Genomic DNA, 13,679 nt, shown 5'->3' with positions numbered 1-13,679 from the left:
TTTACTCGATTGCCTTCACCATATCCTCGATCACCTTCTTGGCGTCGCCGAACACCATCATCGTGTTCGCCTGATAGAACAAATCGTTGTCCAGGCCCGCATAGCCGGATGCCATCGAGCGCTTGTTGACAATGATGCTCTTGGCCTTGTAGGCTTCCAGGATCGGCATGCCGGCGATCGACGATTTCGGGTCTTTCGCCGCCGGGTTGACCACGTCGTTCGCGCCCAGCACCAGCACCACGTCCGTCTGGCCGAATTCGCCGTTGATGTCTTCCATCTCGAAGACCTGGTCGTACGGCACTTCCGCCTCGGCCAGCAGCACGTTCATGTGGCCCGGCATGCGCCCCGCCACGGGGTGGATCGCATACTTGACGGTCACGCCCTTGTGCGTGAGCTTTTCCACCAGTTCTTTCAGCGAGTGCTGCGCGCGCGCCACGGCCAGGCCGTAGCCGGGCACGATGATGACGGTTTCCGCATTGCCCATGATGAAGGCGGCGTCGTCGGCCGAACCGGATTTCACGGGACGCTGTTCCTGCGCGCCCGCCACGCCGGCGGCCGGCGCATCGCCGCCGAAGCCGCCGAGGATGACGTTGAAGAACGAGCGGTTCATGGCCTTGCACATGATGTACGACAGGATCGCACCGGACGAGCCGACGAGCGAACCGGCGATGATCAGCATCGAGTTATTCAGCGAAAAACCGATGCCGGCCGCGGCCCAGCCCGAGTAGCTGTTGAGCATGGACACGACCACCGGCATGTCGGCGCCGCCGATGGGGATGATGATCAGCACGCCCAGCGCAAAGGCGATGACGGCCATGACGATGAACGGCGTCCAGGCCGGCTCGGCGCCGTCGGCAAAGCAGAACACCAGGCCCAGCGCGATCATCACCAGCGCCAGCACCAGGTTGAGCATGTGCTGGCCCTTGAAGCTGACGGGCGCGCCCTGGAACAGGCGAAACTTGTATTTGCCCGACAGCTTGCCGAAGGCGATCACCGAACCGGAGAAGGTGATGGCGCCGACAAAGGTGCCGATGAACAGCTCGAAGCGGTTACCGATGGGCAGCGCCTCGCCCTGTTTGGCGATATTGAAGGCCCACGGCTCGGAGACGGCCGCCACGGCGATGCACACGGCCGCCAGGCCGATCAGCGAATGCATGGCCGCCACCAGTTCCGGCATCTTCGTCATTTCCACGGTTTTCGCCAGGTAGGCGCCGATGGCGCCGCCCGTGACGATGCCGATGATGACGAGGGTCAGGCCCATGCCGCCCGCTTGCTGCTCCTTCAGTTTCAGGATCAGCGCCACGGTGGTGACGGCGGCAATGGCCATGCCGCTCATGCCGAAGGCATTGCCGCGGCGCGCCGTCGAGGGCGACGACAGGCCTTTCAAGGCCTGGATGAAGCACACCGAGGCGATCAGGTACATCATCGTCACCAGGTTCAGGGTGACGAAGCTCATGGCATGACTCATTCTTTTGCTCCTTGCTTGGCTTTCGGTTCTTTTTTACGGAACATCTCGAGCATGCGCTGCGTGACGAGGAAGCCGCCAAACACGTTGACGGCGGCCAGGGCCACGGCCAGGGTGCCGGCCGCCTGCGCCAGCGGGCCTTGCGTCAGGCCGGCCGCCAGCATGGCGCCGACGATGATGATGGCGGAAATGGCATTGGTGACGGCCATCAGCGGCGTATGCAGCGCCGGCGTGACGGTCCAGACGACGTGGTAGCCGACATAAATGGCCAGCACGAAGATGATCAGGTTAATGATGGTGTGACTGATTTCCATGATGTGGTTCTCTCCCGGTGCCGCGTTGTTTTTGTAACTTATTTACGTAAGATTTCGCTGCCCGCACACACCAGGCTGGCCTTGATGATTTCATCCTCGCGGTCGATCAGCAACTGGTCGTCCTTGTCGATGATGAGCTTCAAGAAGTCCAGCACGTTGCGCGCATACAGGGCCGAAGCGTCGGCCGCCACCAGGGTCGCCAGATTCGGTTCGCCCACGATGTAGACGCCGTGCTTGAGCACCGTCTTGCCCAGTTCCGAGAGCGGGCAATTGCCGCCCTGCTCCACGGCCAGGTCGACGATGACGGAACCGGGTTTCATGGCTTTCACCGTTTCTTCGGAAATGAGCACGGGCGCGGCGCGGCCGGGAATCAGTGCCGTGGTGATGATGATGTCGGCCAGTTTCGCCCGTTCATGCACCAGTTCGGCCTGGCGGCGCATCCAGTCGGCCGGCATGGCGCGCGCATAGCCGCCCGAACCCTTGGCGATCTCTTTTTCTTCATCCGTGAGGAAAGGCACGTCGAGGAACTTGGCGCCCAGCGACTCCACTTGTTCCTTGACGGGCGGGCGCACGTCGGACGCCTCGATGACGGCGCCCAGGCGCTTGGCCGTGGCGATCGCCTGCAGCCCTGCCACGCCCACGCCCATGATCAGCACGCGGGCCGCCTTGACAGTGCCGGCCGCCGTCATCAGCATCGGCATGAAGCGCTGGTAAGTGTTGGCCGCCACCAGCACGGCCTTGTAGCCGGCGATGTTCGCCTGCGACGACAGCACGTCCATCGACTGCGCGCGCGTGATGCGCGGCACGGCTTCCAGCGCGAAGGCGGACAGGCCGGCCGTGGCCATGGCGACGATATTGTCCGCGTCAAACGGGTTCAACATGCCGATCAGTACCGTGCCGCTGGCCATCAGGGCCCGTTCATCGGCATCGGGCGCGCGCACCTTGAGCACGATGGCGCAGCCATAGGCTTCCTGGGCGGTGCCGATCTGCGCGCCGGCGGCGGCATACGCGTCGTCGGGAATCGATGCCTGCAGGCCCGCTCCCGATTGCACGACGATCTGATGTTTGGCTGCCAGCTTCTTGACTGTCTCGGGCGTTGCTGCCACCCGTGTTTCACCAGGCCGTGTTTCGGCCGGTATGCCTATCCTCATGATGCCTCCGCTAATTGATAAACTGACTAGAATCTAACACGGAAAGCAGCGCGTTAAACGTTTGTGAACCAGCAACTTTTAGTCGTACGACACTAATTTCACCAGCATCCCACGATTCGTTTCACCATGCGGCGCGGCGCCCATATTGTGGGAAAGGTGTGTCAATCTCACCACAGTCGAGCGTGCGTGCGCGCTTGTTTTGGCCACAGGGAAAGCCTATATTAGCGGGCGTTTCCTGCCATCTTGCCGCCTAAGCCCCCATGCTAGTGCGCTCCCCGGGAAAGACGTAAGTACCTCCCACCGCTATTTGCTAAAACGTTGTCATTTATCAATATGTCCGCGCAACAGAAGGCCGGGTTCAAACCGCGCGCGCAGAACAAGATAAAATGTCGGCTCTTTCAAGGATGGAATCATGCCGAGAATCTGGAAACCCTCTGTCACCGTTGCCGCCATCGTCGAGCGCGACGGCCTGTTTTTACTGATTGAAGAAGAGACCAGCGAAGGCATCAAGCTCAACCAGCCGGCCGGTCACCTCGACCCGTTCGAGTCGCTGGAACAGGCGGTGATCCGCGAAACGCTGGAAGAAGCGGCCTACGATTTCATCCCCACGGCACTGGTCGGCATGTACATGTCGCGCTATCAGTCACTGCGCACGGGCGAGGACGTGACCTATTTGCGCTTCACCTTTTGCGGCACGGCCGGCGCCGAGCATGACCGCCCGCTGGACGAAGGCATCATCCGCACCCTGTGGATGACGCGCGACGAGCTGGCGGCGTGCCAGGAACGCCACCGCAGCCCGCTGGTGCTGCAGTGCGTGGACGAATACCTGGCTGGCCGGCGCGCGCCGCTGGCCCTGCTGCACACGCATGCGTCCGTTTTCAATAGCGCATAGCAACACGCATTGCCATATTATTAAAGTAACTGGAAAGCAAGATGAGCAAGAAGAAAGTCGTTATCGGCATGTCGGGCGGGGTCGATTCCTCGGTCGCGGCATGGATGCTGAAGGAACAAGGCTATGAAGTCATCGGCCTGTTCATGAAAAACTGGGAAGATGACGACGATTCGGAATACTGCTCCACGCGCCAGGACTGGATCGACGCGGCCAGCGTGGCCGACGTCATCGGCGTCGATATCGAAGCCGTCAATTTCGCCTCCGAATACAAGGACCGCGTGTTCGCCGATTTTTTGCGCGAATACCAGGCCGGCCGCACGCCGAACCCGGACGTGCTGTGCAACGCCGAAATCAAGTTCAAGGCCTTCCTCGACCACGCCATGACCCTGGGCGCCGACCTGATCGCCACCGGCCACTATGCGCGCGTGCGCCAGGCGCCCACCGATGCGGGCCGCTACGAGCTGCTGAAAGCCGTCGACGCCAGCAAGGATCAAAGCTACTTCCTGCACCGTTTGAACCAGGCGCAGCTATCCAAGACCTTGTTCCCGCTCGGTGAAATTCCGAAGACGCAAGTGCGCCAGATCGCCGAGAAACTGGCCCTGCCGAACGCGCAAAAGAAGGATTCGACGGGCATCTGCTTCATCGGCGAACGCCCGTTCCGCGAATTTTTGAACCGCTACCTGTCGTACAAGCCGGGCCCCATGAAGACGGCCGACGGCAAGACCGTGGGCGAACACGTGGGACTAAGTTTTTATACCCTGGGCCAGCGCAAGGGCATCGGCATCGGCGGCGTGAAGTCGTACCAGAACGCGGACGGCAGCAGCGACGCCTGGTATGTGGCGCGCAAGGATATCGCCAACAACACCCTGTGGGTGGTGCAGGGCCATGACCACCCGTGGCTGCTGTCGCCATCCTTGACCGCCGACCAGGCCAGCTGGGTGGCAGGCAGCGCGCCGCAGGCGGGCGCCTTGAGCGCCAAGACGCGCTACCGCCAGGCCGACGTGGCTTGCCAGCTGCTGCCGGACGGGAATGAACTGTTCAGCCTGGCGTTTGACCAGGCGCAATGGGCCGTCACGCCGGGCCAGTCGGCCGTGCTGTATGACGGCGACGTGTGCCTCGGCGGCGGCATCATCGCCAGCGCCACGGGCCTGAGCGGCGTCTAGGAATTGCCTTGCGCGGCGGCGGCCAGGGCTTGCTGCTTGCGCACCATGGCAATGACGGTATTGCGCACGGTTTTCAGGACCGTGTCGGCCATGAACGGTTTCACGATGAAGCCCGACACGCCCATAGCGTGGGCCGCCTGCAGCGAGGCGGCGTCGATACCGCCCGAGACCATGAAAATGAGCGTCTTCGGATACTGGGCGCGGATGGTCTGCACCACATTGCTCCCGTCTTCCACCTGCTCGCGCGCGATGCACACGAAATGCGGGTGGTGCTTGACCAGCAGCGCCAGCCCCAGCGCGCTGGTATGCGTCTGCCCGCAGACATCGTAGCCGCCATCGGTCAGGACCGTGTTCAGCAGGCCGCGCGCCACGGCGCTGCTATCGATCAGGACTGTCTTTAACATCATGATTACTTTCCTTGCTTGATTTATTCCGTGTTCTGGCCAAAAGAGCTCTATTTTTCCCACACGAGCTTGTTCCAGGTCACGCCTAACGTGACATCCGTTTTCAGCGCCACTAACTTTCTTGAAAGATACAGTATTTCCCGCTCTTTTCGCAGGCTTTCGCCCAGCGCGCCCGGCAAAATGCCCGCGCCGGCCATCACGGCATCGATATTGCCGTAGGCACGCAACAGTTTCGCGCCCGTCTTCAGGCCGATCTTCGACACGCCGGGGATGCTGTCGGTGACGTCGCCCATCAGCGCCAGCAGGTCGGGCAGCAGTTCCGGCGGCACGCCGAACTTTTTCTCGACCCAGGCGTGGTCGTGCCAGACGCCCTTGAAATGGTCCCACACGAGCGCGCCATGGGCGATCAAGCCGTGCAAATCCTTGTCGGTGGTGGCGATGACGGCCGCGCCGCGCCCCTCGTGCAGCCAGCGCATGACGGCCGTGCCGATCACGTCATCGGCCTCGACCTCGGGAATGCTGACCACGTGCATGCCGAAGCTGGCCAGCGTGGCATAGAAGCCGGGCAAGGCGTCGCGCAGCACCTGCGGCATGGGCTGGCGCCCCTCGCGGTAACCGGCATACAGGGCGTGGCGCCAGGTGGGGCCGCCAAAGTCGAAGGCCGGCAGGATGTGCGTCGGCTCGTGGTCGTTGATGAGGGTGCGGAACGACGACAGCGCATGGCGCAGCGCGATCTCCGCCTTCAGGTCGGAATCGGGTTCAGGACTGGCTTCGTAGACGCGGCGTACGATATTCAAGCCGTCGATAGCGAGGAGTCTGGCCATGCGGTAAGTGGATACTGGTTGAATCGGGCATTTTACCGTATGGTTCCCCGCATATCGGGCTTGAATGCCGCTTATTTGGCGAAATCGTAGGGCCCGCCTTTTTCCAGAGCGCGCTGGTAGGCCGGGCGCGCATGGATGCGCTGCAGGAAGGCCGTCAGCTTCGGCAGGCGCTCGTCGAGTCCGCCACGCATGGCCGCCGCTTCCAGCGGAAAGCTCATCTGGATGTCGGCCGCCGTGAATTCATTGCCGGCAAACCATTTGGTTTTTTCCAGCTCCGCTTCCATATAGGCCAGCTGGCTGTTGATATTGGGCATGATGAAGCTGCTCTTGACCTTACTGGCGATGCCGCGCGCGATGGGTTTGACGAAAAACGGCATCGGCGACGACTCGACCTTGTCGAACACCAGCTTCAGCAGCAACGGCGGCATGGCCGAGCCTTCCGCGAAATGCAGCCAGTAGGTCCAGCGCAGCTTGTCCGGCGTGCCCGCCGCCGGGATCAATCGGCCATTGCCGTAGCGCTCGACCAGGTAGTCGATGATGGCGCCCGATTCGGCGATGGTGTTGGCGCCATCCGTGATCACGGGCGACTTGCCCAGCGGATGCACGACCTTCAGCGAAGCGGGCGCCAGCATGGTCTTCGGGTCGCGCTGATAGCGCTTGACCTCGTAGTCGAGGCCCAGTTCCTCGAGCAGCCAGAGCACGCGCTGCGAGCGCGAGTTATTCAGATGGTGGACGACGATCATGGTTTTCCCGGTAACAATGGTTGAGTTCCAGTATAGCCGGGGACGGCCGGATCGGGCCAGCGCAAGCGAATCGACGAAAAAATTGCGAAAAACAGTATTTTCAATTGATAACTTTTCAATAATCCCTTATCTTGTTTTGTTTCCAATAAGTAAGGAAACCCCTGTGGATTTCGACGCAAACAACACTACTCCCCGACAAGAAGCCATCACCTTCAGTGCCACCGGCAGCGAATACTTCCGTATCTGGATCGTCAACCTGCTGCTGAGCATCGTCACCCTGGGCATTTATTCCGCCTGGGCCAAGGTGCGCCGCAACCGCTACTTTTATTCGAGCACCCACCTGGCGGGCGGCAGCTTCGAATACCACGGCAACGCCGTCGCCATCCTGAAAGGCCGCATCGCCGCCGTGGTGCTGATCGCCGGCTACAACATCGCCTTCCAGGTCTCGCCCGTCGTGGGCTTGCTGATGTTCGTGCTGCTGGCCGCCATCCTGCCCTGGCTGGTCTGGAAAAGCCTGCAATTCAAGCTGTACAACACCAGCTACCGCGGCATCCGCTTCGGCTTTGGCGGCAGCGCCAAGGAAGCCTACAAGTACTTCCTGTGGCTGCCCATCCTGAATACCTTCACGGGCGGCCTGATGACGCCTTTCCTGCACCAGCGTCTGAAGCGCTTCCAGCACACGCAAAGCCGTTTCGGCGCCACCCATTTCAGCTTTGACGCCACGGTCGGCAGCTTCTACAAGACCTATTTGCTGTTCTTCGCCCTGCTGCTGGGCGGCTTGCTGGTCCTGATTTTCGTCGTCTTCGGCAGCGTGTTCGCCTCGTTTGCGGCCAATGCGAATGACAAGACCAAGGTTGGCAGCCTGCTGTTTGCCATCGGCGCCCTGTACCTGTGGGCGTTCACCGTGCTGCCGCTGTTCCTGACCATGATCCAGAACCTGATCTGGAACCACACGCGCCTGCAGCAGCACCAGTTCCAGTCGCATCTGACGTGGGGCCGCACCACCTTCGTCATGCTGAGCAACCTGCTGGGCATCGTCGTCACCTTGGGCCTGTTTACGCCATTCGCCCACGTGCGCTGGCTGAAGTACCGCCTGGAAGCGACGTCCATGCTGGTGCACGGCAGCCTGGACGAATTTGTCGCCGCCACGGGCCAGCAAGTGTCGGCCACGGGCGAAGGCGTGGTCGACCTGCTGGACTTCGACCTGTCGCTGTAGCATGACGCTCGATCACCACGCGCCGGGCGCGGCCCCCGTGCCCGCGCGCTATTTCGACGGCCAGACCTCGCGCCTGTACCACGTCACGCTCAGCGTGCGCGATGGCCAGGCCGTGCTGGCCGGCGACATCGAGCGCAGCTGCCCGCTGGACGAGCTGCACGTGTCCGAACGCAGCAGCCACGCCGTGCGCAAGGTCAGCTTTGCCGATGGCGCCTACCTGGAAATCGCCGACCAGGCGGCCTTCAACAGCCTGCTGCACGACACGGGCCACCGCGACGGCTGGGTGGTGCGGCTGCAGCAAAGCTGGCGCGGCGCCCTGCTGGCCACCGTGGCCACCATCGTGGCCCTGTGGCTCAGCTATCAATACCTGCTGCCGCTGGCGGCCAAAGGCATCGCGTACACCCTGCCGCAGTCCGTCGAACGGCAGCTGGGTCAGGGCGTGCTCGACATGCTGGACCGCCATGTATTCGCGCCCAGCCAGCTCGATGGCGCGCGCCAGCAAGCCTTGCGCGCCCAGTTCGCCCGCCTGGCCACGCCCGGCGACAGCACGCCCGAGCACCGCATCGTGTTTCGCAAGAGCAAGATCGGCCCGAACGCGTTTGCCCTGCCGTCCGGCGACATCGTGCTGACCGACGAAATGATCGAACTGCTGCCGGACGACCAGGCCATCATGGGCGTGCTGGCGCATGAGCTGGGGCATTTGCAGCAGCGCCACCTGACGCGGCGCATCATCCAGACCTCGGCCGTGGGCGCCGGCGCCGCGCTGCTGTTCGGCGACGTGTCGACGGTGGTGGCGACCCTGCCGCCGCTGCTGCTGGACTTGAAGTACTCGCGCGATGTCGAACGCGACGCGGACGACTACGCGATCGCCATGCTGCGCCAGAACGGCATCCCGCTGGAACACCTGGCGCAAGTGTTTGTCGCCCTGGGCAAGCTGGACCACGGCACGCCGTACCTGTCGAGCCATCCGGCCAGCGCCGAACGGGTCGAGCGCATCCGCGCCGCACAACGGTGAACACGCGCGGCGTCCAGCGGGCGCCGCGTTCTTTCCAGCCAGCACGTTCCGTGAATCGAAGGTAGACTCATCAGTTATCAGTCTGACTTCCCCGGAGTGCCCATGCACCTAGTACCATTTCGCTACCTGACCTTCATTGCGACGGCAGCCATCTTTGTCCTGTCCCTGTTCTACTACGATCACTACTGGCTGCCCGTGCTGGCCGGTGCGCTGACCCTGGTCGGCATCAGCGACCTGCTGCAAACGAAGCGCGCCCTGCGCCGCAATTACCCCATCCTCGCGCATTTCCGCTTCTTTTTTGAAAGCATCCGCCCTGAAATCCGCCAGTATTTCCTGGAAAGCGACAGCGAGGCGACGCCATTCTCGCGCAGCCAGCGCAGCATCGTCTACCAGCGCGCCAAGGAGCAGACGGACAAGCGCCCGTTCGGCACCCAGCTCGACGTGTACGAAGCTGGCTATGAATGGATCAACCACTCCATCGCCCCCGCCAAGGTGACGGGCCACGACTTCCGCATCGACATCGGCAATCATCCGGACTGCCCACGCGCCAAACCGTATTCGGCCAGCGTCTTCAATATCTCGGCGATGAGCTTTGGCGCCCTGTCGGCCAACGCCATCCTGGCCCTGAACGGCGGCGCGCGCAGCGGCGGCTTCATGCACGACACGGGCGAAGGCAGCATCAGCCCCTACCACCGTGAGAACGGCGGCGACCTGGTGTGGGAAATCGGCTCCGGCTACTTCGGCTGCCGCAACCAGGACGGCACGTTTTCCGAGGAACGCTTCATCGCCAACGCCAGCTCCGAGCAGGTGAAAATGATCGAGCTGAAAATGTCGCAGGGCGCCAAGCCGGGCCACGGCGGCGTGCTGCCCGGCCCGAAAGTGACGATCGAAATCGCCACCACGCGCGGCGTGATGGTGGGCGAGGATTGCGTCTCGCCGGCCGCGCACAGCGCCTTTTCCACGCCGCTGGAAATGCTGCACTTTATCGACCGCCTGCGCACGCTCTCCGGCGGCAAGCCGACGGGCTTCAAGCTGGCCATCGGCCACCCGTGGGAATTCTTCGCCATCGTCAAAGCCATGCTGGAAACGGGCATCACGCCCGACTTCATCGTCGTCGACGGCAGCGAAGGCGGCACGGGCGCCGCGCCCCTGGAATTCACCGACCACGTGGGCACGCCGCTGCAGGAAGCGCTGGTGCTCGTGCATAACACCCTGGTGGGCGCAAACCTGCGCGACCGGATCAAGATCGGCTGCTCGGGCAAGATCATCACGGCATTCGACATCGCCCGCTTGCTGGCGCTGGGCGCCGACTGGTGCAATTCGGCGCGCGGCTTCATGTTCGCCCTGGGCTGCATCCAGTCGCAAAGCTGCCACACGGACCGCTGCCCCACGGGCGTGGCCACGCAAGACCCGCAGCGCCAGCGCGCGCTGGTGGTGTCGGACAAGATCTCCCGCGTGGCGCACTTCCACCAGAACACCATGAAGGCGCTGGCCGAACTGATCGCCGCCGCCGGCCTGGCGCATCCGCAGGAACTGCGCCCGCACCACCTGGTGCGGCGCATCTCGCCAAACCAGGTGAAACTGGCCTCGGCCCTGCTGCCCTTCCTGGAAGCGGGCCAGCTGCTGGATCCGAGCCAGCTGCCGCAGCTGCCGCCCGTGTTCGGCCTGTACTGGCCGAAGGCACAATCGGCATCGTTCCAGCGCCTGGATTGAACCCGGCCTTGCGCAAGTGGAGCAATACCACTTAATAACCACTTGCGCAAAAACCCAAATCCAATACAATACCAAAACAAGTACAAAACCAAGGCAGCTTGTCCGGTGACCGCCACGATGCGCCACCACGGTGCCAGAATACGTATGCCGTCGTCACAATAAATACCGGAGGAGTTGCAGCATGGAGCAGGGTTTGCGCGAGAAAGTAGGACAGCTATTCATGGTGGGCTTCGACGCCCTGCAGGCGGACGAGCATATCAAGACCTTGATACGCGACAAGAAGGTGGGCGGCGTGATCCTGTTCCGCCGCAACGTGCACACGCCAGCGCAAGTGTCCGCCCTGTGCCGCGAACTGCAGGAGATCAACGCGGAAGTGTCCGACATTCCGCTGCTGATCTCCATCGACCAGGAAGGCGGCATGGTGATGCGCATCGAGCAGGGCGTCACGCCGATTCCCGCGGCGATGGCTTTCCAGGCGGCCGGCTCCATCGACGATTGCGAACGCATGAACCAGATCAGCGGCGATGAAATGCGCCAGGTGGGCATCAACCTGCTGCTCGCCCCCGTGCTGGACGTGAACAACAACCGCAACAACCCCGTCATCGGCGTGCGCGCGTATGGCGAGGATGCCGCCACCGTCATCGACTACGGCATGGCGGCCATGCGCGGCCAGCGCGCCAGCGGCATGGCCGTCACCGCCAAGCACTTCCCCGGCCACGGCGACACGGCCATCGACACGCATTACGCCATGGCCCTGGTCCCGCACGACAAGGAACGCCTGCGCGCCGTGGAACTGGCGCCCTTCCGCGCGGCCATTGCCGGCGGCGTGGACGCCATCATGACGGCGCACGTGGTCTTCCCCGCCTTCGAGGCCAACACCAGCGTACCGGCCACCCTGTCGAAAGGCGTGCTGACGGACCTGCTGCGCGGCGAGTTGAAATACCAGGGCGTCGTCATTACCGACTGCCTGGAAATGGCGGCCATTGCCGACGGCATCGGCATCGCCCAGGGCGCCATCGCCACCCTGCAGGCAGGCGCCGACATCGTCCTCATTTCGCACCGCGAAGCGCAGCAGACGGCCGCCATCGACGCCGTCATCGACGCCGTGGAGCGCGGCGACATTGCGCTCTCCCGCATCGACGCGGCTTGTGCCCGCGTAGCTGAACTCAAGCGCAACCGCGCCGTGCGCGACTGGCGCGCGCGACCGCTCACCCCGCCGGCGCTGATGCAGCCGGCCGCCATGGCCCTGTCGCAGCTGCTGCAAAAAGCGGCATTGCGCGTGCAGGGCGATTACCGCCCGCTCGACGCGGGCCTGCCCGTGACCCTGCTGACGGTGGAAGTGCGCTCGCGCAGCGAAATCGACGAAGTGGCGCTGGGCCGCAACAAGGAAGCGCGCAGCTCGATGCTGCCGGCGCTGCTCGAAGCGGGCCTGGACGTGCGCGAGTACGCCTTGTCGGCCGAGGCGCTGGACGACGAAGTCAATGCGGCCATCGCCTTTGCGCAAGGCGCGCAGCAGATCGTGCTGCAAACGTATAACGCCATGTTCGTCGACGGCCAGCGCCGCCTCGTCGACGCCCTGCCGCAGGATAAACTGTGGCTGGTGGCGGGCCGCTTGCAGTATGACCTGGACCTGGCGCCGAATGCGCAAGGCCGCCTGGCCGCCTTCGGCTGCCGCCCGGCCGCGCTGGTGCCCGTGGTGGAAAAACTGGCGGGCAAGGCGTAAAGCCACGCCCCTCTCCTGCACATGCCGGGCCTTGCCCGGCATTTTTTATGCCGCGTCGCAATCGAAGCGCACGCCCGTCATCTGTTCGCTCAGCGTCCATAGCCGGCTTGCCTGCCCGGGATCGATGGCCCAGCGCCGCACGCCCGGCCCCATGCTGTCATCCTCCACCAAGGGGGCGATATCGCCATCCTCGCAATACACGCCACCGATGCCCTCAAGCTGCGCGCTGGTGGCGCACCAGACGGTGGTGGCCGCTCCCTGCGCCACATTCTTGAAACCCGACTGCGGCGGCGGATTCACCTTGCCATCATCATCGAGCGCACCCACGCGGCGCAAGTCGTCGACGTCCAGGTGGCGCACCAGCGGTGTCAGGATGGCGCCCGGATGCAGCGAGTAGGCGCGCACGCCGTGCGCCGCACCACGTCGGTCCAGCTCCACGGCAAACAGCGCATTGGCGCTTTTCGACTGCGCATACGCGCGCCATTTGTCGTACGGCTGGCGCAGGAAATGCGGGTCATCCAGGTCGACGCCCGCCTGCCGGTGTCCCAGCGACGACACGCACACGACGCGCGCGCCCTGCGCCTGCCGCAAGGCGGGCCACAGGCGCGCCGTCAACTGGAAATGCCCCAGGTGATTCGTCGCGAACTGCGCCTCGTAGCCACGTGCATCGCGCAGCAAGGGCGTGGCCATGATGCCGGCGCCGTTCACCAGCAGGTGCAGGGGGCGGCCGGTGGCAAGGAAGGCGGCCGCGAATGCGTCGATCGATTGCGGATCGAGCAGGTCGAGCGCCGCGACCTCCACACCAGTCATGCCGGCCAGGACCGCTTGCGCCTGATGCTGGTCGCGCGCCGGGACGAGCACCCTGGCGCCGGCGCCAGCCAGCACGCGCACCGTTTCCAGCCCCAGGCCCGACGCGCCGCCCGTGACGATGGCCTGCACGCCGGACAGGTCGCGGCCGGCCAGCACCTCGCTGGCGGTCGTGGCCGCGCCGAAGCCGGAATGAAGGGGAATTTGCCTGTGATCACCGTATGTCATGTCTGCCTCTGCATGTGAGTG

At 63.7% G+C, this 13,679-nt stretch carries 13 protein-coding genes; 6 read left to right on the top strand and 7 right to left on the bottom strand.

Annotated elements, in window-relative coordinates; all coding sequences use genetic code 11:
- Nucleotide 1 precedes the first annotated feature (1 nt).
- Genes O3301_RS27110 through O3301_RS27100 form a run of 3 tightly spaced genes read right to left on the bottom strand, consistent with a single transcriptional unit; the run spans nucleotide 2 to nucleotide 2,930 of the window.
- Nucleotides 2-1,456 (bottom strand): NAD(P)(+) transhydrogenase (Re/Si-specific) subunit beta, encoded by a 1,455-nt coding sequence (locus O3301_RS27110; RefSeq protein ID WP_099666245.1) that lies wholly within the window; start codon nucleotides 1,454-1,456, stop codon nucleotides 2-4.
- 8 nt (nucleotides 1,457-1,464) lie between these two features.
- The gene (locus O3301_RS27105) at nucleotides 1,465-1,779 is read right to left on the bottom strand and encodes an NAD(P) transhydrogenase subunit alpha (RefSeq protein ID WP_034778841.1); all 315 of its coding nucleotides are present in this window, start codon (nucleotides 1,777-1,779) and stop codon (nucleotides 1,465-1,467) included.
- A 38-nt stretch (nucleotides 1,780-1,817) separates the two neighbouring features.
- Nucleotides 1,818-2,930: a Re/Si-specific NAD(P)(+) transhydrogenase subunit alpha gene (locus tag O3301_RS27100; RefSeq protein ID WP_099666244.1), complete on the bottom strand. Its 1,113-nt coding sequence runs from the start codon at nucleotides 2,928-2,930 to the stop codon at nucleotides 1,818-1,820.
- A 412-nt stretch (nucleotides 2,931-3,342) separates the two neighbouring features.
- Between O3301_RS27100 and O3301_RS27095 the strand changes: the two genes are divergently transcribed.
- Entirely contained in the window at nucleotides 3,343-3,822 is a 480-nt protein-coding gene (locus tag O3301_RS27095; RefSeq protein ID WP_010401817.1) for an NUDIX hydrolase, read from the top strand.
- 41 nt (nucleotides 3,823-3,863) lie between these two features.
- Nucleotides 3,864-4,985 carry a tRNA 2-thiouridine(34) synthase MnmA gene (gene mnmA, locus O3301_RS27090; protein ID WP_251351315.1) on the top strand — a complete coding sequence of 374 codons (1,122 nt, stop codon included), beginning with the start codon at nucleotides 3,864-3,866 and terminating at the stop codon, nucleotides 4,983-4,985.
- Here mnmA and O3301_RS27085 read toward each other — a convergent pair.
- From O3301_RS27085 to O3301_RS27075, 3 genes are all read right to left on the bottom strand, one after another.
- Entirely contained in the window at nucleotides 4,982-5,389 is a 408-nt protein-coding gene (locus tag O3301_RS27085; protein ID WP_034779039.1) for a response regulator, read from the bottom strand. The two genes, mnmA and O3301_RS27085, sit on opposite strands and share 4 nt — an antisense overlap.
- 50 nt (nucleotides 5,390-5,439) lie before the next feature.
- Nucleotides 5,440-6,213, bottom strand: coding sequence for a 5'-3' exonuclease H3TH domain-containing protein (locus O3301_RS27080; protein WP_034778849.1), 774 nt, complete (start codon nucleotides 6,211-6,213; stop codon nucleotides 5,440-5,442).
- Between the two features lie 71 nt (nucleotides 6,214-6,284).
- Nucleotides 6,285-6,956: a glutathione S-transferase gene (locus O3301_RS27075; protein WP_305057995.1), complete on the bottom strand. Its 672-nt coding sequence runs from the start codon at nucleotides 6,954-6,956 to the stop codon at nucleotides 6,285-6,287.
- Between the two features lie 163 nt (nucleotides 6,957-7,119).
- On the opposite strand from O3301_RS27075, the gene O3301_RS27070 reads away from it, so the two are divergent.
- From O3301_RS27070 to nagZ, 4 genes are all read left to right on the top strand, one after another.
- Nucleotides 7,120-8,172 (top strand): YjgN family protein, encoded by a 1,053-nt coding sequence (locus O3301_RS27070; protein ID WP_305057994.1) that lies wholly within the window; start codon nucleotides 7,120-7,122, stop codon nucleotides 8,170-8,172.
- 1 nt (nucleotide 8,173) lies between these two features.
- Nucleotides 8,174-9,187: a M48 family metallopeptidase gene (locus O3301_RS27065; protein WP_289912717.1), complete on the top strand. Its 1,014-nt coding sequence runs from the start codon at nucleotides 8,174-8,176 to the stop codon at nucleotides 9,185-9,187.
- Nucleotides 9,188-9,289: 102 nt separating this feature from the next.
- Entirely contained in the window at nucleotides 9,290-10,900 is a 1,611-nt protein-coding gene (locus O3301_RS27060) for an FMN-binding glutamate synthase family protein (RefSeq protein WP_289912715.1), read from the top strand.
- Nucleotides 10,901-11,081: 181 nt separating this feature from the next.
- Nucleotides 11,082-12,623: a beta-N-acetylhexosaminidase gene (gene nagZ / locus O3301_RS27055; protein ID WP_305057993.1), complete on the top strand. Its 1,542-nt coding sequence runs from the start codon at nucleotides 11,082-11,084 to the stop codon at nucleotides 12,621-12,623.
- Nucleotides 12,624-12,668: 45 nt separating this feature from the next.
- On the opposite strand, the gene O3301_RS27050 is transcribed toward nagZ, so the two are convergent.
- Entirely contained in the window at nucleotides 12,669-13,658 is a 990-nt protein-coding gene (locus O3301_RS27050) for an oxidoreductase (RefSeq protein WP_305057992.1), read from the bottom strand.
- Nucleotides 13,659-13,679: the final 21 nt, after the last annotated feature.

It is taken from the genome of Janthinobacterium sp. SUN211 (genome assembly GCF_030587315.1).
Lineage (GTDB): Bacteria > Pseudomonadota > Gammaproteobacteria > Burkholderiales > Burkholderiaceae_D > Janthinobacterium > Janthinobacterium kumbetense.
Note: the sequence above shows the minus strand (reverse complement) of the source record. Positions and strands in the feature narration are given on the sequence as shown.

Excerpts from the sequence above, each read along its gene's own strand:
- O3301_RS27110 (WP_099666245.1), bottom strand. The coding sequence starts at position 1,456 with ATGAGCTTCGTCACCCTGAACCTGGTGACGATGATGTACCTGATCGCC.
- O3301_RS27105 (WP_034778841.1), bottom strand. The coding sequence starts at position 1,779 with ATGGAAATCAGTCACACCATCATTAACCTGATCATCTTCGTGCTGGCC.
- O3301_RS27100 (WP_099666244.1), bottom strand. The coding sequence starts at position 2,930 with ATGAGGATAGGCATACCGGCCGAAACACGGCCTGGTGAAACACGGGTG.
- O3301_RS27095 (WP_010401817.1), top strand. The coding sequence starts at position 3,343 with ATGCCGAGAATCTGGAAACCCTCTGTCACCGTTGCCGCCATCGTCGAG.
- mnmA (WP_251351315.1), top strand. The coding sequence starts at position 3,864 with ATGAGCAAGAAGAAAGTCGTTATCGGCATGTCGGGCGGGGTCGATTCC.
- O3301_RS27085 (WP_034779039.1), bottom strand. The coding sequence starts at position 5,389 with ATGTTAAAGACAGTCCTGATCGATAGCAGCGCCGTGGCGCGCGGCCTG.
- O3301_RS27080 (WP_034778849.1), bottom strand. The coding sequence starts at position 6,213 with ATGGCCAGACTCCTCGCTATCGACGGCTTGAATATCGTACGCCGCGTC.
- O3301_RS27075 (WP_305057995.1), bottom strand. The coding sequence starts at position 6,956 with ATGATCGTCGTCCACCATCTGAATAACTCGCGCTCGCAGCGCGTGCTC.
- O3301_RS27065 (WP_289912717.1), top strand. The coding sequence starts at position 8,174 with ATGACGCTCGATCACCACGCGCCGGGCGCGGCCCCCGTGCCCGCGCGC.
- O3301_RS27060 (WP_289912715.1), top strand. The coding sequence starts at position 9,290 with ATGCACCTAGTACCATTTCGCTACCTGACCTTCATTGCGACGGCAGCC.
- nagZ (WP_305057993.1), top strand. The coding sequence starts at position 11,082 with ATGGAGCAGGGTTTGCGCGAGAAAGTAGGACAGCTATTCATGGTGGGC.
- O3301_RS27050 (WP_305057992.1), bottom strand. The coding sequence starts at position 13,658 with ATGACATACGGTGATCACAGGCAAATTCCCCTTCATTCCGGCTTCGGC.